This window comes from Agrobacterium sp. rho-13.3, from assembly GCF_033957765.2.
Taxonomy (GTDB): domain Bacteria; phylum Pseudomonadota; class Alphaproteobacteria; order Rhizobiales; family Rhizobiaceae; genus Agrobacterium.
The window spans coordinates 1,167,270-1,186,821 of record NZ_CP192774.1; the positions used below are offsets into that span (position 1 = coordinate 1,167,270).

Consider the following 19,552-nt stretch of genomic DNA (forward strand, 5'->3'; position numbering starts at 1 on the left):
ATAGATGTCTCTGTCGTTTCAACCTGCCGATTGAGAAGAAAAGAGGTCAAAAATCCTGAATGAAGGACGTGAATGGTTCTCTTTGTCTTTCGGTGAAAACACGATACGGCGAGTTTCCCCCGCGGCCAGATCGAACAGATTGTCCGAATACCGCCCGGGAACATCGGCCTCGACCATGACGAACAGCGCGAGCCCTGTGGAACTGACCTCCACCTCGAATTGCCCATCATCCAACGGCTTGACTGTGTGACTAAGTCCCGAAGGGTGCAGGTCCAGCGCCTTGTAGGTTTCCCGCACATGGTGCCCCTCGCCCGTCATGCCGTTGGAGGCGATGAAATTCCATGAGAGCAGCGCGCCGTCTGGAAGTTGACTGATATCGATTTCTGTCATGGTCACAGCCGCATCCGGTCCGCAAACACCGCTCGCTGATTTTAGCGGGGTGCGCGTGCCGTCTGTCGAAAGCGCGAAAATGTTCATGTCGATTTCGACATCTTCCGCCGTGTCATTGACCACGGAAAAACGTACCGGCCCATCATCGTCTGAGAGAATGGCAGACACTGCAACAGGTTGAAAAAAGCGCCGCGCCGCGTAATGCAAGGCTTTCCAGCTTCCGCCGTAATCCAGGCTGGACCACGAGGCGACCGGCCATGTGTCGTTCAATTGCCAGTACAGCGTGCCCATGCAATGCGGCTTCAAAGACCGCCAATACTCCACCGCCGTCTTGATCGCCAGGGCCTGTTGCACCTGACTGATGTAAACGAAATTCGGAAAGTCCTTCGGGAAGCGGAAATAGCGGAACATGGTGCCCGCAATCCGCTCATTGCCGCCGGCATTCTTCTGGTGAAGCTCGATGACAGGCGACGAGATATTCATGTCCTTTTCATCCGCATAGGTCTGGATGACTGGCATAGAGGTATAAGACTGAAAGCCGAATTCCGAGCAGAAACGCGGTTTCACGGCGCGGTAATTGTCGAAGGATTTGTTCTCGTGCCAGACGGACCAGTAATGCATATCGCCGGAGCCATCCGCATGCCATGCATCGCCATAATCCAGATAACCGGAGGCCGGGCTGGACGGCCACCAGATGGCCGAAGGTGATGCCTTCTTCAAGGCTTTTTCGATGGTCCGGTTGAGACGGTCATACGCCACCAGATAACGGTCGCGATTGTTACGGGACTCATCAAACCAGTTCAACGCACCGACAAGTTCATTATCACCACACCACAGGGCAATGGACGGATGCGAGGATAGTCGCTTCACCTGATAGGTGACTTCATGCTCGACATTGTCGAGGAAATCATCAGTGCAGGGATAGAGATTGCAGGCAAACATAAAGTCCTGCCACACCATCAGGCCGAGCCGGTCGCAAAGATCATAGAACCAGTCCTGCTCGTAAAAGCCACCGCCCCAGACGCGGATCATGTTCATATTGGCTTCGATGGCAGACGAGAGCAGGTCTTCGGTCTTTTCCTGACTGCTCAAGGAATAGAGCGCATCCGCCGGAATCCAGTTCGCGCCCCTGCAGAAGATTTCTCGTCCGTTGACACGAAACGCAAAACGGCTGCCCGCCTCGTCCTTGTCCGTCAGCAGCTCAACGGTGCGGAAACCAATCTGCTTCGTCACCGTCTCATCCGGCAGTTCCACCGTCAGCGTATAAAGCGATTGTTCACCACTGCCAGCCGGCCACCAGAGCTTCGGTTTTTCAACGAAGAAAACATGCCGCAGCACGGTTTCCCCGGCATCGACTCCACAATCCAGCCGCAGCCTCTCATCGCCAAGCGAAAGGTGGATGGGCACAATTGCCGGTTGGGCAGCATGAAGCGTTATCTCGACATGCAGTTCCACGCCGCCATCGACATGGTGTTGCGAGGTGCTGACATGTTCAATACGCGCCGTCTCCAGACGCCGCAAAGCGATGGTGCCATAAAGACCGAGCGGCGCGATTGCGATGTTCCAGTCCCAACCGAAATGGCTCTGAGGTTTGCGCAGCATATTGCCGTGCGGGATGGGTGAATTGCCGGGATGGTATGGCACATAAAACGGCTGCGCCGCCTGCCGCTCCGCACCCGCCTTGATGCTGGAATGGAAGTGAATGCGAATGACATTCTCACCCGGCTGCAAGGCGGCCGATACATCGGGTCTGTATCGACGAAAGCAATTATCGGCGGTCAGCACCGGAGCGTCGTTGATAAAAACCACCGCGACCGTGTCCAGATAATCCACATCCAGATACCAGTCAGCAGCGATGTCATCGACATGAAAGCGACGCTCGATAATCCAGTCGCGATGCGCCACCCACTGCACGTCATTTTCGTTCCGCCCGAAATAGGGATCGGGAATGATATCAGCCTCACGCAAGGCCGTGTGGACGTCGCCGGGAATTGTGATGCTGGCGAGATGATCGCCTTCCGATGACGCGAGTTTCCACTCGCCAGAAAGATCGATGGCAATGTCGCTTGCGTAGGATGATGTCATGTCAATGCCTTGTCATTTTATTGATGCAGCGCCGGAAGGAAATGGATGGTCAGAATCGAGCGATAGATCGCAGCCACCACGCGTGTTTTGAGACAGGCAAATGAGCAGCGAATATCAGCAGAATTGTGAGTAGTCCTCCCGGCGGCAACGTTACTGTAAAAAATATCGCGCGTCACCGGGGATTGCAAAGAAGTCGAAGTTCGCAAAATCTAATGATGAAAAGCAGACGGATTTTTTGTATTTAAGTACGAATTATAATTATAAAAATCATAGCATTAAATAAAAATACTCATGCAAAATATTATGACGTTAATGTCGAATGTCAGCGATAAGATATCACAGTCGCCTCTCAAAATCTGGCGCCACCTTCAAGAACCTGCCTTAATGATAAAACTGCATCGTTACAGTTTGATGTTTCAAGGCAATCCGCATAATGTAAGCCAAGCTTTGCAATGGCTAAAAAGCAATCTACCATGATCACCGGCAAGATATGGCGAGTGGCGACATGAATGACAGCATAAAAACCGAACCGGGCGGCCAACTTCTGTCTGGCAACGAACGACCCACTCTCAAGACGATCGCCTACATGACGGGCCTTGGCATAACCACCGTTTCTCGCGCTTTGAAGGATGCACCGGATATTGGTGCTGACACCAAGGAGCGCGTGCGTCAGGTGGCGCAGCAGATCGGCTATCAGCCAAACCGCGCAGGTGTGCGTCTTCGCACAGGCAAGACCAATGTGATCGCACTGGTTTTGAGTGTCGATGAAGAGTTGATGGGCTTCACCACTCAGTTGGTGTTTGGTATTACGGAAGTGCTGTCGAGCACGCAGTACCACCTGGTGGTCACGCCCCATACACATGCCAAAGACCCGATGATCCCTATCCGTTACATTCTGGATACGGGGTCGGCAGATGGCGTCATCATTTCAAAAATGCAGCCGGATGATGCACGCGTTCGCTTTATGACGGAACGCAATATGCCCTTCGCCACCCATGGGCGAACCGAGATGGACATCGTCCATCCCTACCATGATTTCGACAATGAGACCTACGCATACGAAGCCGTGAAGCGGCTGTCGCAATGTGGGCGAAAGAGGATTGCCGTTCTTCTGCCTCCATCCCGCTTTTCTTATTATGACCACACGCGACGCGGGTTCGATCGCGGCCTGCGTGATTTCGGGCTGAGCGAGTTTCCAATCAGCACGGTGAGCAATGAAACGCCTCTGGACCAGGTCAAAGATGCGAGCCGGGCGCTGATGCAGGGCAAGGAGTTTCCAGATGGGCTTGTGTCGATCAGTGGCAGCTCTACCATTGCCTTCGTTGCTGGGATTGAAGAGACCGGCAAAAAGATCGGCATAGACATCGACGTTGTTTCAAAACAGTCGGCGGATTTTCTCAACTGGCTGCGACCGGAAATTCACACGATGAATGAAGACATCAAGCTCGCTGGCCGCGAATTGGCCAAGGCCCTGCTGGCACGCATTGATGGCAAACCGGCCGCGGGACTGCAAAGCGTCAGCAAGCCCGTTTGGTCGAACCGAGCGCCCAAATTCGAGGCCTAAAACCTATTGCATAAATGCATAAAAAAAGGCCCGCGTTTCGCGGGCCTTTTGTCATTCTCAGAAGCTGTCGAGACCGCTGCCCCATGGGCCGTGTGGCTTGTCCACACCGTCGGTGCGTTCAAAACCATGCGCGCCAAAGAAGTCACGCTGTGCCTGAATGAGATTTGCACTGCCACGGGCGCGGCGGTAGGCGTCGAAATAGCCGAGTGCCGATGCGAGTGCCGGAACCGGAAGGCCAGAGAGAACGGCGTGCGATACAACGCGGCGAAGTGGCGCGTCTGTGTCTTTCACCATCTGCGCGAAAGCAGGCGTGACGAGCAGGTTTGCAACATGCGGGTCTTTGGTGAAAGCGGATGTGATTTCATCCAGGAACTGCGAACGAATGATGCAGCCTTCGCGCCAGATACGGGCGATGGTCGGCATCGGCAGGTTCCAGCCGAACTCTTTCGACGCGGCAGACATGACTGCAAAGCCCTGCGCATAAGCGCCGATCTTTGCTGCCAGCAGCGCGTTTTCCAAATCGGCGATGAATGCCTTCTTGTCAGCGGGAGCAGGCAGCGCCTGAGGCAGACCAAGGATTTTCTCGGCAGCTTCCCGTTCGTCTTTCTGCGACGACAGAATGCGTGCGGCAACGGCGGCTTCGATGGCAGTGGCGGCAACGCCCATGTTCTGCGCTTCGATAACCGACCACTTGCCGGTGCCCTTCTGGCCAGCCTTGTCCAGAATAAGATCGACCATCGGCTTGCCGGTGATCGGGTCTGCGGCGCGCAGTACCTTCTCGGTGATTTCAATGAGGTAAGAGTTCAAACGACCCTTGTTCCACTCTCCGAACACATCGGCAATTTCCGCAGCGCTGAGCTTCAAGCCATCGCGCAGGATGCCGTAGATTTCTGCAATCATCTGCATGTCGGCATATTCAATGCCGTTGTGGATGGTCTTGACGAAGTGGCCAGCGCCATCATTGCCAAGCCAAGCCACGCATGGATCATCATTGTACTTGGCAGAGATCGAGGTCAGAACCTTCTCGACACGCTTCCAGCTGTCTTCCGTACCGCCAACCATGATGGATGGGCCATGGCGCGCACCTTCTTCACCGCCGGAAACGCCCATGCCGATAAAGGTCAGGCCGCTGTCCTTGAGGTTGTCGAAACGGCGGATCGTATCGCGGAAGTTTGCATTGCCCGCGTCGATCATGATGTCGGCATTCTGAAGATGTGGCTTCAGGATTTCCATCTGCTGATCAACAGGGTCGCCAGCTTTGATCATGATGATGATCGGGCGCGGCGGGCGGATGGCGGCGACGAATTCCTCAATGGTGTAGCAAGGAATAATCTGGGCCTGCAACGCGCCTGCCTCGGCGTAGAATTTCTTTGTCGCTTCCGGGGTTCGGTTGAAAACGGCAATCTTGTTGCCTTTTTCCGCGATGTTGAGCGCGAGGTTAGACCCCATAACGCCAAGACCGATCAAACCGATTTCTGCCTGTTCCACAGATGTGCCTCCAATTGCTTATAACGGCGGATGTTGTGGCACTCTAATGTGCAAACGGCAAGGCTAGAGCCATATGAAACGATTAAATTTTGATGACGCAATTCAGCTTTGCGGTGGGCGCATAGTTGGACGAAATTATTGAGCAGGTCTGTCGTCTCCATCGTCGAGCGCCCGCCATGCAGAACCGTCCATGTCATCATATTGACCACTGTTCAGCGACCACATGAATGCGAACAAACCAATGACGCCTAGAAATAGGGCAACAGGAATGAGGAATATCAGCATATTCATGCGAAACTCACCTTTCCCGTCTCTGTCGTCGCTTTAGCCCTATCGAAACCATTCAGCCGCAGGGCATTCGCAACCACGATGATCGATGACGTCGACATGGCAATGGCTGCAATCATCGGCGTGGCATATCCGGCCAGCGCAATCGGCACGGCGATGATGTTGTAGCCAACCGCCAGCGCGAAATTCTGGCGGATCAGGCGACCGGCTTGCCTGGAGGTTTCGACAGCGAATGACACGGCGCGCAGGTCATCACGCATAAACACAAAATCCGCAGCCTGCCGACCGATATCCGCCGCCGTTGCAGGTGCCATTGAAACATGCGCGGATGCAAGGGCCGGTGCATCATTGATGCCATCTCCCACCATCAGAACCTTGCGTCCCGCGTCTGCCAGTGCGGCGCAACGGCTTGCCTTTTCAGAGGGTGCCAAAGTGCCCTGCCAGATGGCAATACCGACACGCTGCGCCAGCGTGGCCACAGCAGCCGGCCGATCTCCAGACACGATCTCGGCAGAAAATCCATTGTGGGCAAGTTGAGCAACAGCCACAGCGGCACCGGGCCGAACGCTGTCTTCAAACTGGAATTGCGCCATTTCCTGTCCGTCCAGTGAGAGTACGACTTCAGAAGTTGCGGCCTGATTGTCGCATTCCGTTGAGATATCCGGGCAAGCAAAACGCCTGTTGCCCAACCGATAAATGCCAGACGACGTTTTGGCCTCGACACCCGAACCTGGAATTTCCACCACGTTATCGAAAACAGGCAGTGGACCGCTCACGGCGCGATAAAGCGCCTGCGAAAGTGGATGTCTTGAATTCACAGCGATACCAGCGGCAAGTCGTATCGTCTCCGTCGATATGTCTTTGTTCACCAGCCGCGGCTCACCCATCGTCAGTGTTCCGGTCTTGTCGAACAAAACCGTATTGGCTTCCGCTAGCCGCTCCATGGCAGACCCATCCTTCACCATGATGCCGTTTTTGAACAACCGCCCTGCAGCAACCACCTGCACCACCGGCACGGCAATGCCGAGCGCGCATGGGCAGGTGATGATCAGCACCGCAATCGCAATCAGCATGGCCTGTTTCCAGTCACCGCCAACGACACCCCATGCGATGAAGGAGATCAGCGCCAACACATGCACGACCGGTGAGTAATATTGCGCGGCCCGGTCCGCCAGACGGCGATAACGTGCCCTGCCCCCTTCGGCCGCTTCCATCAGACCGATGATTTCGGAGAGGAAAGAATCACGCGCCAGCGCCGTGGCTTGCACCACCAGCGGCCCGGTCAGATTAAGCGTCCCGGCCTGAACGAGATCGCCTGCCCGCACCACACGCGGTGCGCTTTCGCCATTGGCAATGGAGACATCCAGATCGCTGTTGCCACTGAGGATTTTTCCGTCCACCGGCACGCGGTCGCCAGCGGCAATCACCACACGGTCATCGGGGATGATGTCTGTCACGGAACGATATTCGCGCTGACCATCCTCCAACAGAACCGTCGCACCACGCGGTGAAAGCCGCGCCAGTCCGGCAATGGCTGAACGTGCTCTGTCACGCATCACATGATCCAGCGTACGGCCAATCAGCAGAAAAAACAGCAACGACACCGTGGCATCAAACCATGCATGTTCGCCGCTATGCATCGTTTCCCAAATCGAAACGCTATAGGAAAGCGTGATGGCCAGCGCGATCGGCACATCCATATTGGTGCGTCCATGTTTCAGCGCATTATAGGCGGATTGATAAAAGAAACGCCCACCATAGATCAGCGCGGGTGCGGCAATCAGCGCCGAGATCCAGTGGAACATATCGCGAGTGGACGCATCCGCCCCCGACCATACCGAAATCGACAGCAGCATGATATTGACCGCCGCAAAGCCGGTAAGCCCGACAGCCCGGATCAACTGATTGCGCAACGCGTCGGACGTGTCCTCCCCCGAACCAAACAGATGTGCCTCATATCCGCTCGAAGCCACCACCTTCGCGATGTCCACGGGGTTCGTCGCAACGCCGTCGATTTCATGTTTCCACACAATGGAAACCCGTTTGGAAGACAGGTTCACACGGGCGCGCTCCACCTCCGGCATTTTGGTCAGCGCGTTTTCGATGGTGGAGATGCAGGCACCGCAATAAACACCGGGTACGGAAAGATCAGTCTGCCGCAACCCCTGCCCCAGATCGCGGCTGGCCAGCATCAGTTCTTCTGAAGACGGCAGCGCTCTTTTCAACCCGGCCTGTTCCAGAGCACCTTCCGCTCCCGGCGCGCAACAGCTCATCTCACACCTCCGGCAATGTCGATGCGGGTGCCTTCATGAACGATGATCTTGCCATCCTTCACGGCGATAGCTTCGACGATCCAGTCACCCGCCGCCAGATCATGCCGCGCGGCAAACCTGTTGGCAGACTGCTTTTCCAGCACCAGCGAAAAGTCTTGTTTTTCACCCACCGGACGGCGGAAGTTCAGTGTCACCGTGTCGGTTTCAACGGCACCACGCTCTGGGTGCGACACCTCGTAGGCAATGACATCCCCGTCGATATGAAGCTTACCGACAATGCCACTCGCCGCCCGCGCCTTCGCGGCCTCCGCCTTGCCGTTGAACTGCTGGCTGGCGACATAGGTGTTCTGCACCACCAGCCCGCTCCAGCTCGTTACGGCATTCCAAGCCATCGTCACGTTGACCGAAATAATGGTGCCGAAGAACAGCAGCATGATGGTCAGCATGTGCCAGCCGGTGAAAGTAAAGCTTGGCTTTTCGCGTGGTTCAGCGCTCATTTCTTGGCTCCCGGCCCGTTGAACACGGCCCTGTAATGCGCAGTTTCGGAATATTCGCCGTCCACCGCTTTGAAATCGAAATCTTCCGATGTGTCGCCAATGGCGCCGCTCGGCAGCGTTACGAATACCCGTAGAGTGGTGACTTCGTCAGGCTTCACATCGATGCTGAAGGAACGGGCGGGCGCATCCGCAACGCCGTTGATCTTCATCACCGCATCGGGAAGTCCTTCCAGAGACAGCGTAATCGTGCGCGGCTGGGCGATCATGTTCAGCAACCGGACGGTATAACCGTTGCGGATCGAGCCATCCGATTCCAGCACATATTGCGGATTGCGATCATGCAGAACGTTGACCGATAGCCGCTCCCGCGTCGCCAACGATACGAGCATCACGACGCCCACGAGGCACCAGACCGTCATGTAAAACACGGTGCGCGGACGAAAGATGATGTGCCAGTCAAAGTGCCTGATCGCATCGACAAAGCTTCCATCGACTTTACGAACATTCGAAGGGCGGATTTCATGTGCGCCGTTGCCGGTCGCCAGCGCCATATTCGACTCGTATTCGCTCAGCGTCGCATAGGCGATTAACCCGCGTGGCTTGGAAAGCTTGTCCATTACGTTATCGCAGGCATCGATACAAAGCGCGCAGGTGATACACTCCATCTGCTGCCCATCACGAATATCGATGCCCATGGGACAGACCGCCACGCAGGCGTTGCAATCCACGCAATCGCCAATCGGCTCGCCCGCAGCGATGGCTTTCTTCGCGTGGCGTGAACGCTGCTCGCCGCGCCAGTCATTATAGGTCACGACCAGAGAATGCTCATCAAGCATCGCGCCCTGAATGCGCGGCCACGGGCACATATAGGTGCACACTTGCTCACGCATCAGCCCGCCAAGAACATAGGTCGTGGCCGTCAGAGTGGCGACCGTGTAATAGGCGATCATCGCGGCATCGCCGGTCAGAAACTGCATCGCCAGCGTCGGCGCATCGGAAAAATAAAAAATCCACGCGCCGCCCGTCAGCACGCCGATGACCAGCCATACCGAATGTTTCAGCACACGCTTGCGAATTTTGGTGAAGGTCCACGGACCGGTATCCAGTTTCATCCGCGCATTTCTGTCACCCTCAATCGCCCGCTCCACCACCAGAAACAGATCGACCCAGACAGTCTGTGGACATGTATAACCACACCACGCCCGACCGACCGCCGAGGTGAGAAGAAACAGCCCGAACCCGGCCATAACCAGCAATCCGGCAACATAGAAAAATTCCTGCGGCCAGATTTCGATGAAGAAAAAATAGAAACGGCGATGGGCGATATCGATGAGTACCGCCTGATCCGGCGCATAAGGCCCGCGATCCCAGCGTATCCAGGGCGTCAGATAATAAATGCCGAGCGTCATCAGCATCACGATCCACTTGAACCGCCTGAAACGTCCTTCAGCGCGCTTGGGAAATATCTTCTTGCGCGCCTCATAAAGCGGCTGTCTTATCTTGGCGGAATTGACCGGCTCCGCATTCAGTCTTTCAACCGTATCAAAGCCTTCGCCATTGTTGCCAGCGCTGTAAATGTTCATGGTCGCAGGGTCCGGTTTCTACCCTTGCCTTTTGACATCTCACCGGGCAACCATCCTTGATTTAGGTCAAGTGAGGACAAAGTGGCGCAGACCAGATGGTGTTGCGACTGGAGGAAAAAATGAGCGTGATGACAGCCCGCATCGTCCATCTTTCCATAGAGCGGCCTTGGAAGGACGTGTACGCATTCGCATCCGATCCGGCAAAAATGGCTCTGTGGGCTGCGGGTCTGGCCAGCGGATTGAGCCAGAATGGAGATGACTGGATCGCCTCCGGACCGCTGGGCGATGTGCGGGTGAGATTCCCCAGATCGAATGATCACGGCGTCATCGACCACGTTGTGACCCTGCCGGACGGGCTGGAAGTCTATAACGCCCTGCGCGTCACGCCCAACGGAGATGGTGCGGAAATCGCGTTTACAGTGCTAAAACTTCCGGGCATGACGGATGAGGATTTTGAGCGCGATGCGGGCTTGGTTCTCGGCGATCTCAAGACACTTAAAAAACTGCTGGAAGAATAAGGGAGTTTCCAATGAGCGACCGCAACCGCAAAATCGATTACATCGAATTCAACGTCAGCAATATTGAGAAGACCAAGGCGTTTTACAGCGCTGCATTTGGCTGGACGTTCAAGGATTACGGTCCGCAATATTGCGAATTTTCAGACGGCAGGTTGACGGGCGGCTTCACGACGACAGGCCCGGTCAATTCTAAGGGCGGCGCACTCGTCATCCTGTTTGCAGATGACATTTCCGCAGCTCAGACCAGCGTGGAAAATGCCGGTGGCAAGATTACCGCACGGATTTTCGAATTTCCCGGCGGACGGCGTTTTCACTTCACCGATCTGGATGGCTACGAACTCGCCGTTTGGTCGGATAATTAAACGAGAAAGGGCCGCAACACGCGGCCCTCTCCTTTTCCGGGTGGCACTCGCTCCCTATTCCCCGCCGCCCAGAGAATGCACGAACAGCGTCAGCTGCTTGACCGTGGTATCGCCAAGACGTTCCCCCCACGAAGGCATCACTCCGTGTTTTGGTGTTCTGATCTGCGCGACGATGCCGTCTTCACCGTGTGATTTCAGCCAGATGGCATCGGCAAGGTTCGGCGCGCCCATATCGCGATTGCCCTTGGCATCCTCACCGTGGCACGACGCGCAATTGTCCGCGAAGATTTGGGCACCCCGCTCCACCATGGAGGCATCCCGCGGCGTTCCTGTGAGGCTGACGACATAAGCCGCGACCTGACGGATTTCGTCGCTTTTCAGCATTTCCCCGAAAGCTGGCATTTCCGAAATGCGGGTATCGCCGTCTTCCGCAAAACGAATACCGTGGGTGATGGTGGTGTGGATGGCGTTCACATCGCCGCCCCAAAGCCAGTCGTCATCATTGAGGTTGGGATAGCCGTTGCCGCCTTCCGCACCAGACCCATGGCACTGCACGCAGTTGATCTTGAAAGCGGCAGCGCCGCCCGCCACGGCAAACTGCATGAGTTCGCTGTCGGCCTGAATGTCCTCCAGCGAAGACGACGCGATCTTCTCTAGATAAATATTCTGCGCCGCCTTGGCGTCGGTGACATCAGCCGTAAAATCCGCGCGGCTGTGCCAGCCTAAAAGACCTTGCGTGCTGCCGCTGATCAACGGCCATGCCGGAAACGCAATCGTGTAGCCGATGGCCCATACAATTGTGACGTAGAACGTCCAGACCCACCAGCGTGGCATGGGGTTATTCAGTTCGCGGATGCCATCCCACTCGTGGCCGGTGGTTTCCACGCCGCTAATGTCGTCAATGTGTTTTTCGGACATGATCAGTCCTCCTTGAGCGGAATGCTGGCGGCATCGTCAGCTTGTTTTTTCGAACCCGGACGAAGCGTGAAAACAACGACACCGGCGAAAAACAGGGCCATGCCAAGCAGACCCCAGCTATCGGCAAAGTGGCGCATGGCTGTGTACGTTTCCATCACACGGCTCCCTTATCGATAACCGGCAGCATCGTCATAGGTCGAAAAATTGACCAGCGTGCCGAGCATTTGCAGGTAAGCGACCAGCGCATCCATTTCCGTCACCTTGACCGGATCACCGTCAAAATCACCGATCTTGGCCTTGGGGTAACGCGCCTCAAGAGCAGAAGTATCGGCATTGGGATCAGCCTGCGCCTTCAGGTCGGCATTGGCGTTTTCAATCATCTCGTCACTATAAGGAACGCCGACCGCACGGTTGGCCTTCAGCTCCATCGACGCATCGGTGATCTTGAGCGGTGTGGTCTTCAGGAAGGCATAACTTGGCATCACCGATTCCGGCACCACGGCGCGCGGTTCGGTCAGATGCTGCACATGCCATTCATTGGAGTAACGACCGCCCACGCGGGCAAGGTCGGGACCTGTGCGCTTGGAGCCCCACTGGAACGGGTGGTCGTACATGCTTTCCGCCGCGAGGCTGTAATGGCCGTAACGCTCCACTTCGTCCCGGAACGGTCGGATCATCTGGCTGTGGCAGACGTAACAGCCCTCCCGGATATAGATGTTGCGCCCGGCTAGCTCCAGCGGCGAATAAGGCCGCATCCCCTCCACTTTCTCGATTGTGTTTTCGAGATAGAACAGCGGCGCGATTTCCACGATACCGCCGATGGACACCACCAACAGAGAACCAACGAGCAGCAAGGTCGCGTTTCGTTCGATGACGCCATGTTTGTCGAGAATAGACATCGTTGAAACTCCTTATTCTGCTGGTTGCAGCTTAGGCGCCGCAGTCTTGAAGCCCGCTTCATCGCGTTGATGACCGAGGATGGTCATCGTCACGTTGTAGGCCATGATCAGTGCGCCACCGAGGAACAGCATCCCGCCGATCGCACGCAGCAAGTAGTAGGGGAACAGCGCTGCCACGGTTTCAGCGAAGGAATAAACGAGGAAGCCCTGTGCATCATACTCACGCCACATCAGGCCCTGTTGGATACCGGCAACCCACATGACGGCGGCATAAACGACGATGCCAAGTGTTGCGAGCCAGAAGTGCCAGTTGACCATAACCAAGCTGTAAAGCCGCTCCCGCCCCCAGAGTTTTGGCGTCAGATAATAGATCGCGCCAAAGGTAATCATGCCGTTCCAGCCGAGTGCGCCAGAGTGCACGTGGCCGATTGTCCAGTCCGTATAGTGGCTGAGCGAATTGACGGCCTTGATCGACATCATTGGACCTTCAAAGGTCGCCATGCCGTAGAAAGCCACCGCCATCACCATCATGCGAACGATGGGGTCCGTGCGGATCTTGTCCCATGCGCCGGACAGCGTCATCAGACCGTTGATCATTCCACCCCACGAAGGCATCCACAGCATGATGGAAAACACCATGCCCAGCGTCTGCGCCCAATCCGGCAACGCGGTATAATGAAGGTGGTGCGGACCAGCCCAGATATACATGAAGATCAGCGCCCAGAAGTGGATGATCGACAGGCGATAGGAATAGACCGGGCGGTTCACCTGCTTGGGAATGAAGTAATACATCATGCCAAGGAAGCCAGCCGTCAGGAAGAAGCCAACGGCGTTGTGTCCATACCACCACTGCGTCAGCGCATCCTGCACGCCGGCGAAAGCCGAGTAGCTTTTGACGCCAAGGAATGAGACCGGCACGGCCAGATTGTTGACGATGTGCAGCATGGCGATGGTGACGATGAAGCCGAGGTAGAACCAGTTTGCCACATAGATATGCGGCTCTTTGCGTTTCAGGATGGTGCCGAGGAACACTGCGAGATAACAGACCCAGACGATGGTGAGCCAGATGTCGACATACCACTCCGGCTCGGCATATTCCTTGCCCTGCGTGATGCCGAGAAGATAACCCGTCGCCGCCATGACGATGAACAGATTGTATCCCCAGAACACGAACCAGGCGAGATCGCCGCCGAAAAGCAGCGCGCGGGATGTGCGCTGCACGACGTAAAACGACGTCGCGATCAGCGCATTGCCGCCAAAGGCAAAAATGACCGCAGAGGTGTGCAGCGGGCGAACACGGCCGAAGTTGAACCAAGGCTCGATGTTGAGATCGGGATAGGCCAGTTGCAGGGCGATAATCACGCCGACCAGAAAACCGACAACGCCCCAGAAAACCGTGGCAATCACCCCGTAGCGAATGACCTCATCGAAATATTCTGATTCCAGCCGCTCTTTCGAGACTGGATGGGCCGGTGCGAAGGACACACGGCGCAACATGATAACCGTGCCGACCAGCAGCACGAAAAACAGCACCCACATATGGGCGGCAAAAAGATCATCGTGGGCGAAGGCCGCCCCCAGCAACGCGAGAAAGGCCCCCGCGGCCACCATCGCAGTTCCAAAAATAGAGTTCATTGTTGGTTTCCCCCAACGTCATCGCAGATATGACGCGGGCCAACGAACCACCGATAAAAGGCGGCAAACGTGCTTTCGCGTCGTTTGCAGCTTTGCCACCGCTGGGGGAAAACAGCCTTGATCCAAATCAAGTTGATGCCCGCGAAGAGACGCGACGGGAGCGCGCTACCCCTTCATTTTCAGGGGTAGTCCTGCGGCTATGAAATAAACGTCCGTGGCGACGGCAGCGATCTGCTGATGCAGGCGGCCTGCATGGTCGCGAAATTCCCGCGCCATACGGTTTTCCGGCACGATCCCAAGACCAACCTCGTTGGAAACGAAAACGATTTGTGCCTGTGCGTTCGCGGCGTGCTTCACGAGAGGTTCGAAAGCATCCTCCACCGAAAGCGCTTCCTCCAGCATCAGGTTCGTAACCCAAAGCGTCAGGCAATCAACGAGTATCATGTTGCCGGGCTGGTCCAGTCGTTTCAGCGTCTCCGTCAGCGCAAAAGGTTCTTCGTGGATCGTCCAGAGATCGCCACGCCGTTCTTGATGGTGGGCGATGCGATCCCGCATCTCATCATCCCAGGCACGACCCGTCGCGATGTAATGCGCAGCACCGCCGGAAGAAAGAACCATCTGCTCGGCAAAGGCGGATTTTCCCGACCGGGCGCCGCCCAGAACCAGAATCGCGCGAGACGCCTCAGCCATGAAAATTACCATTTGAACAAGGGGAGATGGACGATCCGGCAGCCAAGGCAACATATGTCGCACGTCGTGAAGCGGAGAGCATGAAAAGAGAACGATTCGTAGATATGGAGGCGTTCTCCCGGTCGATCATGCCAGGCTGACACGATAATGTAAAAGGGCTTCTTTACCCGCCCGTACCATACGGACATGTCGGCAAAGGTCCAACCACAAAAGCGCCGGATCGTGCAAGAGAGGGTAAGGCCAGCGTTTGGTTTTGTCAATTTTGGCAAGCAAAAACCGCGCCGCAAATCAATGCAAACGCGGCTTTGAACCCTAAAAATACAAGGGTAAAGCAACACCGGTACGCAAAACCAAATCCGGTGTGCAGGCAAAGTCATAGCGGCACATCGTTACCGGATCGTTATCACAAGCCATTAAAAGCATTCCTGTAGGATGATTTTTTCAGCCAGATTGCCTTGCGTTGAAATCGCATCAATATTGCGCAAAAGATTCGGGGCAACCAGCCAGGGGATAAGCAACTATGATGATGACCATGGATTATGTCGCGCTCATCGTTTTTGTGGTGCTTTGGTCATTTTACACCTACGTCACCACCGCAAAGACACCCTTTTCCCGCACCAGTCTCAATCAGGCCATGGGAGAGCGTCGTCGCCAGTGGATATACAATTCGCTGACCCGTGATCTTAAAATGATCGACACCCAGATCATGGCGGGCTTGCAAAACGGCACGGCATTTTTTGCGTCCACCTCCATCTTCGCCATCGGTGGCTGTTTTGCTTTGCTGGGCGCGACAGACCGGGTGGAATCGGTGTTTCGCGACATGCCATTCGTGCAATATGCCGGTCGCACGGCCTTCGAAATGAAGGTTATCGGGCTGACATGCCTGTTTGGCTACGCCTTTTTCAAGTTCGGCTGGTCTTATCGCCTGTTCAACTATTGCACCATTCTGTTTGGTGCGATGCCGATGCTGCATGAAACCAACGCAAACAGAAAGGCTGCCGAACATGCGGCGGAAAACGTCATCCGCATGAATGTCATCGCCGCGAAAAATTTCAACGATGGCCTCAGAACCATTTTCCTGTCCATCGGTTATCTCGGCTGGTTCATCAGTCCTTACGTCTTCATTGCAACGACGGTCATCATCACAGTCGCGCTGTTGCGCCGACAGTTCTTCTCAGAGGCGCGTCGCGCCATCATGGATGACCTTTAGCCGAACAACCGCCATGAAATCGCCGCAGTTCGCAGGCGAAGCGCTGGCAACAGATATAACCGTTGCAAAAGGACGGATGAATGAGTGACGCTCCGGCAATTGCAACGGAAACAAAGTCGAAGGGCCGCATTGGCGCGCTGGATACACTTCGTGGTGTCGCGCTCATTGCGATGGCAAGTTACCATTTTACCTGGGATCTGGAGATGTTCGGGTATCTCGATCCCGGTACGGCCACGCAGGGCTGGTGGCGCATTTACGCCCGCGCCATCGCAAGTTCATTCCTGTTTCTCGCCGGTTTCAGCCTCTACCTCGCACACCGCCGTGGCATAAACTGGCCATCCTTCGGCAAACGTTTCGCCATGGTGGCGGGTGCCGCGCTGTTGATTTCGGTCGCGACGTTCTTCGCGGTGCCCGATGGCTGGATTTTCTTCGGAATTCTGCACAACATCGCCGCTGCAAGCCTGATCGGCCTGCTCTTTCTACGGCTTCCAACGCTCATTACGCTGATTGTTGCCGCACTGGCTTTGATTGCGCCGCGCTACCTCAGCTCAGATGCCTTCAACCCAATCTGGCTGTCGTGGATTGGCCTTTCCACTGCCCCTCCCCGGTCCAACGATTACGTGCCGGTTTTGCCGTTTCTCGCACCATTTTTGCTGGGGCTGGCTGTGTCGCAATTCGTCCCGCCACGCGGCTGGCTGGACCGTTTTAGAACGCCGAGCGCACAGAAAAACCCGCTCGCTTTGTTTGGTCGTCACAGCCTGCTGTTTTACATCGTCCACCAACCGGTTTTGCTTGGCATCGTATATCTGGCGTCACTCATTGTGCCTCCCGCACCTGTCGATCAGGTCGAGGCATACAAGCAGAGCTGCGAAGCAAGCTGCGTCCAGCAGCAGAACGGTCTTGAGATATGCCAGAGCTTCTGCGGTTGCACGCTGGAGAAATCACAAGCCGAAAACCTTTTCGACCCTATGATGGCCAATAGCCTTTCGCCCGATCAACAAACGAAGATCGGCGAGATTGCCGCGCAATGCTCAAGGGAGCTTCAGTAGGGATATTAGGTTCCAACACCGATTTCAGCGAGGCGCGTCAGACAGGCCTCCTCGACATTGTCCAGTTCAATCAATGTCTCTTCGATATCCTTGCGCTTCTGGCGAAGGTCGGCACGTTTCTCGTCCACCTTCTTCATCAGCATTTCAAGCTGGCCGGATTCACCCGGTGGCTCCTTGTAGACCTGAATGATTTCCCGGATTTCGGCGATGGTGAAGCCAATGCGGCGTCCGCGCAGGATTTCCTGAATGAGCCTTCGATCCGCCATACGAAAAAGCCTGGTGCGCCCACGGCGCTCAGGATGAATCAGCCCCTCATCCTCGTAAAAACGAAGAGTGCGGGTGGAAACCCCGAATTCACGCGTCAATTCCGTAATGCTATAATACTTGTTCAAGGCTTCATCCGATTCTGGAGCATCGGACCGAAAATGACAGGCGCTTTCCGGATTTTCCGTTGCTCGAACAACAAGATAGAGCAACGAAGCGGCGTCTGCTTGAAACTCATATCTCAATTAGAAACAGTATGATTGACCTTCACGTAAAAGTCAATTTTCAAACATCTAACCGGAAATCCCGAACCACCAGGTAGCAAGGCCCAGAAACGCGAAGAAACCGACGATATCCGTCACGGCTGTGACGAAAACAGCCGATGAAACGGCAGGGTCGGCCCCGAATTTATCCAAAAGCAGCGGAATGAGAATGCCGGCCAAAGCTGCGGCAAACATGTTGATCATCATGGCCGTCGCGATAATACCGCCGAGATTGACATCGCTGAACCAGAGACCCGCCACAAGTCCGATGGCACAGCCAAACAGCACGCCATTCAGAAGCCCGACGCCCGCTTCACGTCGAATGATGCGCGACGCATTGTGAATATCGAGGTTTTTGGTCGCCAGCGCGCGCACGGTCACGGTCATGGTCTGCGAGCCTGCGTTTCCGCCCATGCCCGCCACGATGGGCATCAGAATAGCCAGGGCAACGATCTGCTCAATCGTCGCATCAAAAAGACCGATGACCGAAGCAGCCATAAACGCCGTGATCAGATTTACCGCCAGCCATGGCACGCGGGAGCGTGAGGTAATCGCAATCGAGTCGGAGAGTTCTTCGTCACCCACACCACCGAGGCGCAGCAAGTCCTCCTCTGCCTCTTCCTGAATAACGTCCACCACGTCATCGATGGTCAGCACACCGACCAACCGGCCATTATTGTCCACCACAGCGGCAGACAAAAGGTCGTATTGTTCGAATAGTTGGGCTGCCTCTTCCTGATCCATCTCGGCTGCAATGGGATGGTTGGTTTCGTGCATGATCGTTTCGATCTTCACCTGCCGCTTGGAGCGCAGCAGGCGGTCCAGATCCAGCGCGCCGACCAGTTTGAAGGTGGGATCGATGACGAAGATTTGCGAAAAGGATTCCGGTAATTCTTCTTCTTCACGCATGTAGTCGATGGTCTGGCCGACGGTCCAGAATGGCGGCACAGCCACGAATTCCGTCTGCATACGGCGACCGGCAGAACTTTCCGGATAATCCAGCGCGCGCAGCAGTCGCACACGCTCGGTAAACGGCATCTGCGAAAGAATGTCCTCGCGATCTTCGCGGTCCATGTCTTCCAGAATGTAGACGGCATCGTCCGAATCCATCTCGCCGATACCGGCAGCAATCTGGTCATTCGGCATCTGCTCCACGATGTCGAGACGGATCGCCTCGTCCACCTCGGTCAGCGCGGTCATGTCGAAGTCGGAACCCAGCAGGCGCACCATCGCATGGCGCTGCTCCGGCAAAATGGATTCGATCAGGTCGCCAAGTTCCGATTCGTGCAGCCGTGAGACTTTTTCGCGCAAAAACAGCACGTCGCGATCCGCAATCGCAGCGCCAACCATCGCCAGAAAATCAGACCGTATCGAACCGTCTTCCGAATAGATGTCGGCCATCGCTTCGGGTCTTTTGGCTTCGTCCAGAACGGGATGATCGTTGTCGGCTTGTGTCAACTTGCGCCCCTTTTTCCGGATGAATGCCCTGCTTCGCGAACGGGCAGGAGAATGGCTTTTAAAAGCACAATGTCAACAACAGGATAGGCGAAAAGAAGTTGCAAATACATTGAAACGG

18 protein-coding genes are annotated in these 19,552 nt (G+C 55.6%); 5 read left to right on the top strand and 13 right to left on the bottom strand.

All coding sequences use genetic code 11. The features are described from left to right. Nucleotides 1-18: 18 nt before the first annotated feature. Nucleotides 19-2,475: a beta-mannosidase gene (locus RMR16_RS05830; RefSeq protein ID WP_320199929.1), complete on the bottom strand. Its 2,457-nt coding sequence runs from the start codon at nucleotides 2,473-2,475 to the stop codon at nucleotides 19-21. A 505-nt stretch (nucleotides 2,476-2,980) separates the two neighbouring features. Between RMR16_RS05830 and RMR16_RS05835 the strand changes: the two genes are divergently transcribed. After that, nucleotides 2,981-4,039, top strand: a complete 1,059-nt coding sequence (locus tag RMR16_RS05835) for a LacI family transcriptional regulator (protein WP_320199928.1) — start codon at nucleotides 2,981-2,983, stop codon at nucleotides 4,037-4,039. A gap of 57 nt (nucleotides 4,040-4,096) precedes the next feature. Here the strand turns inward: RMR16_RS05835 and gndA are convergent, their stop codons facing one another. From gndA to ccoG, 5 genes are all read right to left on the bottom strand, one after another. Then, nucleotides 4,097-5,527, bottom strand: a complete 1,431-nt coding sequence (gndA, locus tag RMR16_RS05840; protein WP_320199927.1) for an NADP-dependent phosphogluconate dehydrogenase — start codon at nucleotides 5,525-5,527, stop codon at nucleotides 4,097-4,099. Nucleotides 5,528-5,662: 135 nt separating this feature from the next. Further along, nucleotides 5,663-5,818 carry a cbb3-type cytochrome oxidase assembly protein CcoS gene (ccoS, locus tag RMR16_RS05845; protein WP_320199926.1) on the bottom strand — a complete coding sequence of 52 codons (156 nt, stop codon included), beginning with the start codon at nucleotides 5,816-5,818 and terminating at the stop codon, nucleotides 5,663-5,665. Beyond that, a complete protein-coding gene (locus RMR16_RS05850; protein WP_320199925.1) occupies nucleotides 5,815-8,088 on the bottom strand; it encodes a cation-translocating P-type ATPase in 2,274 nt (757 codons plus the stop codon). Before RMR16_RS05850 ends, ccoS begins: the two co-directional genes overlap by 4 nt. Beyond that, on the bottom strand, nucleotides 8,085-8,585 hold the full coding sequence (locus RMR16_RS05855; protein ID WP_320199924.1) for a FixH family protein: 501 nt from the start codon (nucleotides 8,583-8,585) through the stop codon (nucleotides 8,085-8,087). The genes RMR16_RS05850 and RMR16_RS05855 overlap by 4 nt, the downstream gene beginning before the upstream one ends. After that, nucleotides 8,582-10,168 carry a cytochrome c oxidase accessory protein CcoG gene (gene ccoG / locus RMR16_RS05860; protein WP_320199923.1) on the bottom strand — a complete coding sequence of 529 codons (1,587 nt, stop codon included), beginning with the start codon at nucleotides 10,166-10,168 and terminating at the stop codon, nucleotides 8,582-8,584. The genes RMR16_RS05855 and ccoG overlap by 4 nt, the downstream gene beginning before the upstream one ends. A gap of 119 nt (nucleotides 10,169-10,287) precedes the next feature. Here ccoG and RMR16_RS05865 point away from each other — a divergent pair, with 119 nt between their 5' ends. Both RMR16_RS05865 and RMR16_RS05870 read left to right on the top strand, forming a co-directional pair. Then, nucleotides 10,288-10,686 (top strand): SRPBCC family protein, encoded by a 399-nt coding sequence (locus RMR16_RS05865; RefSeq protein WP_320199922.1) that lies wholly within the window; start codon nucleotides 10,288-10,290, stop codon nucleotides 10,684-10,686. A gap of 11 nt (nucleotides 10,687-10,697) precedes the next feature. Next, the gene (locus tag RMR16_RS05870) at nucleotides 10,698-11,048 is read left to right on the top strand and encodes a VOC family protein (RefSeq protein ID WP_320199921.1); all 351 of its coding nucleotides are present in this window, start codon (nucleotides 10,698-10,700) and stop codon (nucleotides 11,046-11,048) included. 54 nt (nucleotides 11,049-11,102) lie between these two features. Here RMR16_RS05870 and ccoP read toward each other — a convergent pair whose 3' ends face one another. The 5 genes from ccoP to cobU form a co-directional block, all read right to left on the bottom strand. Further along, entirely contained in the window at nucleotides 11,103-11,966 is an 864-nt protein-coding gene (ccoP, locus tag RMR16_RS05875; RefSeq protein ID WP_320199920.1) for a cytochrome-c oxidase, cbb3-type subunit III, read from the bottom strand. A 2-nt stretch (nucleotides 11,967-11,968) separates the two neighbouring features. Continuing rightward, entirely contained in the window at nucleotides 11,969-12,121 is a 153-nt protein-coding gene (locus RMR16_RS05880; protein ID WP_320199919.1) for a cbb3-type cytochrome c oxidase subunit 3, read from the bottom strand. A 12-nt stretch (nucleotides 12,122-12,133) separates the two neighbouring features. Continuing rightward, entirely contained in the window at nucleotides 12,134-12,865 is a 732-nt protein-coding gene (gene ccoO / locus RMR16_RS05885) for a cytochrome-c oxidase, cbb3-type subunit II (RefSeq protein ID WP_320199918.1), read from the bottom strand. Nucleotides 12,866-12,877: 12 nt separating this feature from the next. Further along, entirely contained in the window at nucleotides 12,878-14,500 is a 1,623-nt protein-coding gene (gene ccoN, locus RMR16_RS05890) for a cytochrome-c oxidase, cbb3-type subunit I (RefSeq protein ID WP_320199917.1), read from the bottom strand. A 165-nt stretch (nucleotides 14,501-14,665) separates the two neighbouring features. Then, entirely contained in the window at nucleotides 14,666-15,190 is a 525-nt protein-coding gene (cobU, locus tag RMR16_RS05895; protein ID WP_320199916.1) for a bifunctional adenosylcobinamide kinase/adenosylcobinamide-phosphate guanylyltransferase, read from the bottom strand. A 523-nt stretch (nucleotides 15,191-15,713) separates the two neighbouring features. On the opposite strand from cobU, the gene RMR16_RS05900 reads away from it, so the two are divergent. Both RMR16_RS05900 and RMR16_RS05905 read left to right on the top strand, forming a co-directional pair. Beyond that, nucleotides 15,714-16,400 (top strand): DUF599 domain-containing protein, encoded by a 687-nt coding sequence (locus RMR16_RS05900; RefSeq protein ID WP_320200110.1) that lies wholly within the window; start codon nucleotides 15,714-15,716, stop codon nucleotides 16,398-16,400. An 80-nt stretch (nucleotides 16,401-16,480) separates the two neighbouring features. Further along, entirely contained in the window at nucleotides 16,481-17,449 is a 969-nt protein-coding gene (locus RMR16_RS05905; protein WP_320199915.1) for a heparan-alpha-glucosaminide N-acetyltransferase, read from the top strand. Nucleotides 17,450-17,454: 5 nt separating this feature from the next. Here the strand turns inward: RMR16_RS05905 and RMR16_RS05910 are convergent, their stop codons facing one another. Further along, on the bottom strand, nucleotides 17,455-17,841 hold the full coding sequence (locus RMR16_RS05910) for a MerR family transcriptional regulator (protein ID WP_320199914.1): 387 nt from the start codon (nucleotides 17,839-17,841) through the stop codon (nucleotides 17,455-17,457). A gap of 165 nt (nucleotides 17,842-18,006) precedes the next feature. Further along, a complete protein-coding gene (gene mgtE, locus RMR16_RS05915) occupies nucleotides 18,007-19,377 on the bottom strand; it encodes a magnesium transporter (protein ID WP_320200109.1) in 1,371 nt (456 codons plus the stop codon). Nucleotides 19,378-19,552: the final 175 nt, after the last annotated feature.

Excerpts from the sequence above, each read along its gene's own strand:
- RMR16_RS05835 (WP_320199928.1), top strand. The coding sequence starts at position 2,981 with ATGAATGACAGCATAAAAACCGAACCGGGCGGCCAACTTCTGTCTGGC.
- ccoN (WP_320199917.1), bottom strand. The coding sequence starts at position 14,500 with ATGAACTCTATTTTTGGAACTGCGATGGTGGCCGCGGGGGCCTTTCTC.
- RMR16_RS05855 (WP_320199924.1), bottom strand. The coding sequence starts at position 8,585 with ATGAGCGCTGAACCACGCGAAAAGCCAAGCTTTACTTTCACCGGCTGG.
- RMR16_RS05865 (WP_320199922.1), top strand. The coding sequence starts at position 10,288 with ATGAGCGTGATGACAGCCCGCATCGTCCATCTTTCCATAGAGCGGCCT.
- RMR16_RS05880 (WP_320199919.1), bottom strand. The coding sequence starts at position 12,121 with ATGGAAACGTACACAGCCATGCGCCACTTTGCCGATAGCTGGGGTCTG.
- RMR16_RS05905 (WP_320199915.1), top strand. The coding sequence starts at position 16,481 with ATGAGTGACGCTCCGGCAATTGCAACGGAAACAAAGTCGAAGGGCCGC.
- ccoO (WP_320199918.1), bottom strand. The coding sequence starts at position 12,865 with ATGTCTATTCTCGACAAACATGGCGTCATCGAACGAAACGCGACCTTG.
- RMR16_RS05830 (WP_320199929.1), bottom strand. The coding sequence starts at position 2,475 with ATGACATCATCCTACGCAAGCGACATTGCCATCGATCTTTCTGGCGAG.
- ccoP (WP_320199920.1), bottom strand. The coding sequence starts at position 11,966 with ATGTCCGAAAAACACATTGACGACATTAGCGGCGTGGAAACCACCGGC.
- RMR16_RS05850 (WP_320199925.1), bottom strand. The coding sequence starts at position 8,088 with ATGAGCTGTTGCGCGCCGGGAGCGGAAGGTGCTCTGGAACAGGCCGGG.
- ccoS (WP_320199926.1), bottom strand. The coding sequence starts at position 5,818 with ATGAATATGCTGATATTCCTCATTCCTGTTGCCCTATTTCTAGGCGTC.
- ccoG (WP_320199923.1), bottom strand. The coding sequence starts at position 10,168 with ATGAACATTTACAGCGCTGGCAACAATGGCGAAGGCTTTGATACGGTT.
- cobU (WP_320199916.1), bottom strand. The coding sequence starts at position 15,190 with ATGGCTGAGGCGTCTCGCGCGATTCTGGTTCTGGGCGGCGCCCGGTCG.
- RMR16_RS05900 (WP_320200110.1), top strand. The coding sequence starts at position 15,714 with ATGATGACCATGGATTATGTCGCGCTCATCGTTTTTGTGGTGCTTTGG.
- RMR16_RS05870 (WP_320199921.1), top strand. The coding sequence starts at position 10,698 with ATGAGCGACCGCAACCGCAAAATCGATTACATCGAATTCAACGTCAGC.
- mgtE (WP_320200109.1), bottom strand. The coding sequence starts at position 19,377 with ATGGCCGACATCTATTCGGAAGACGGTTCGATACGGTCTGATTTTCTG.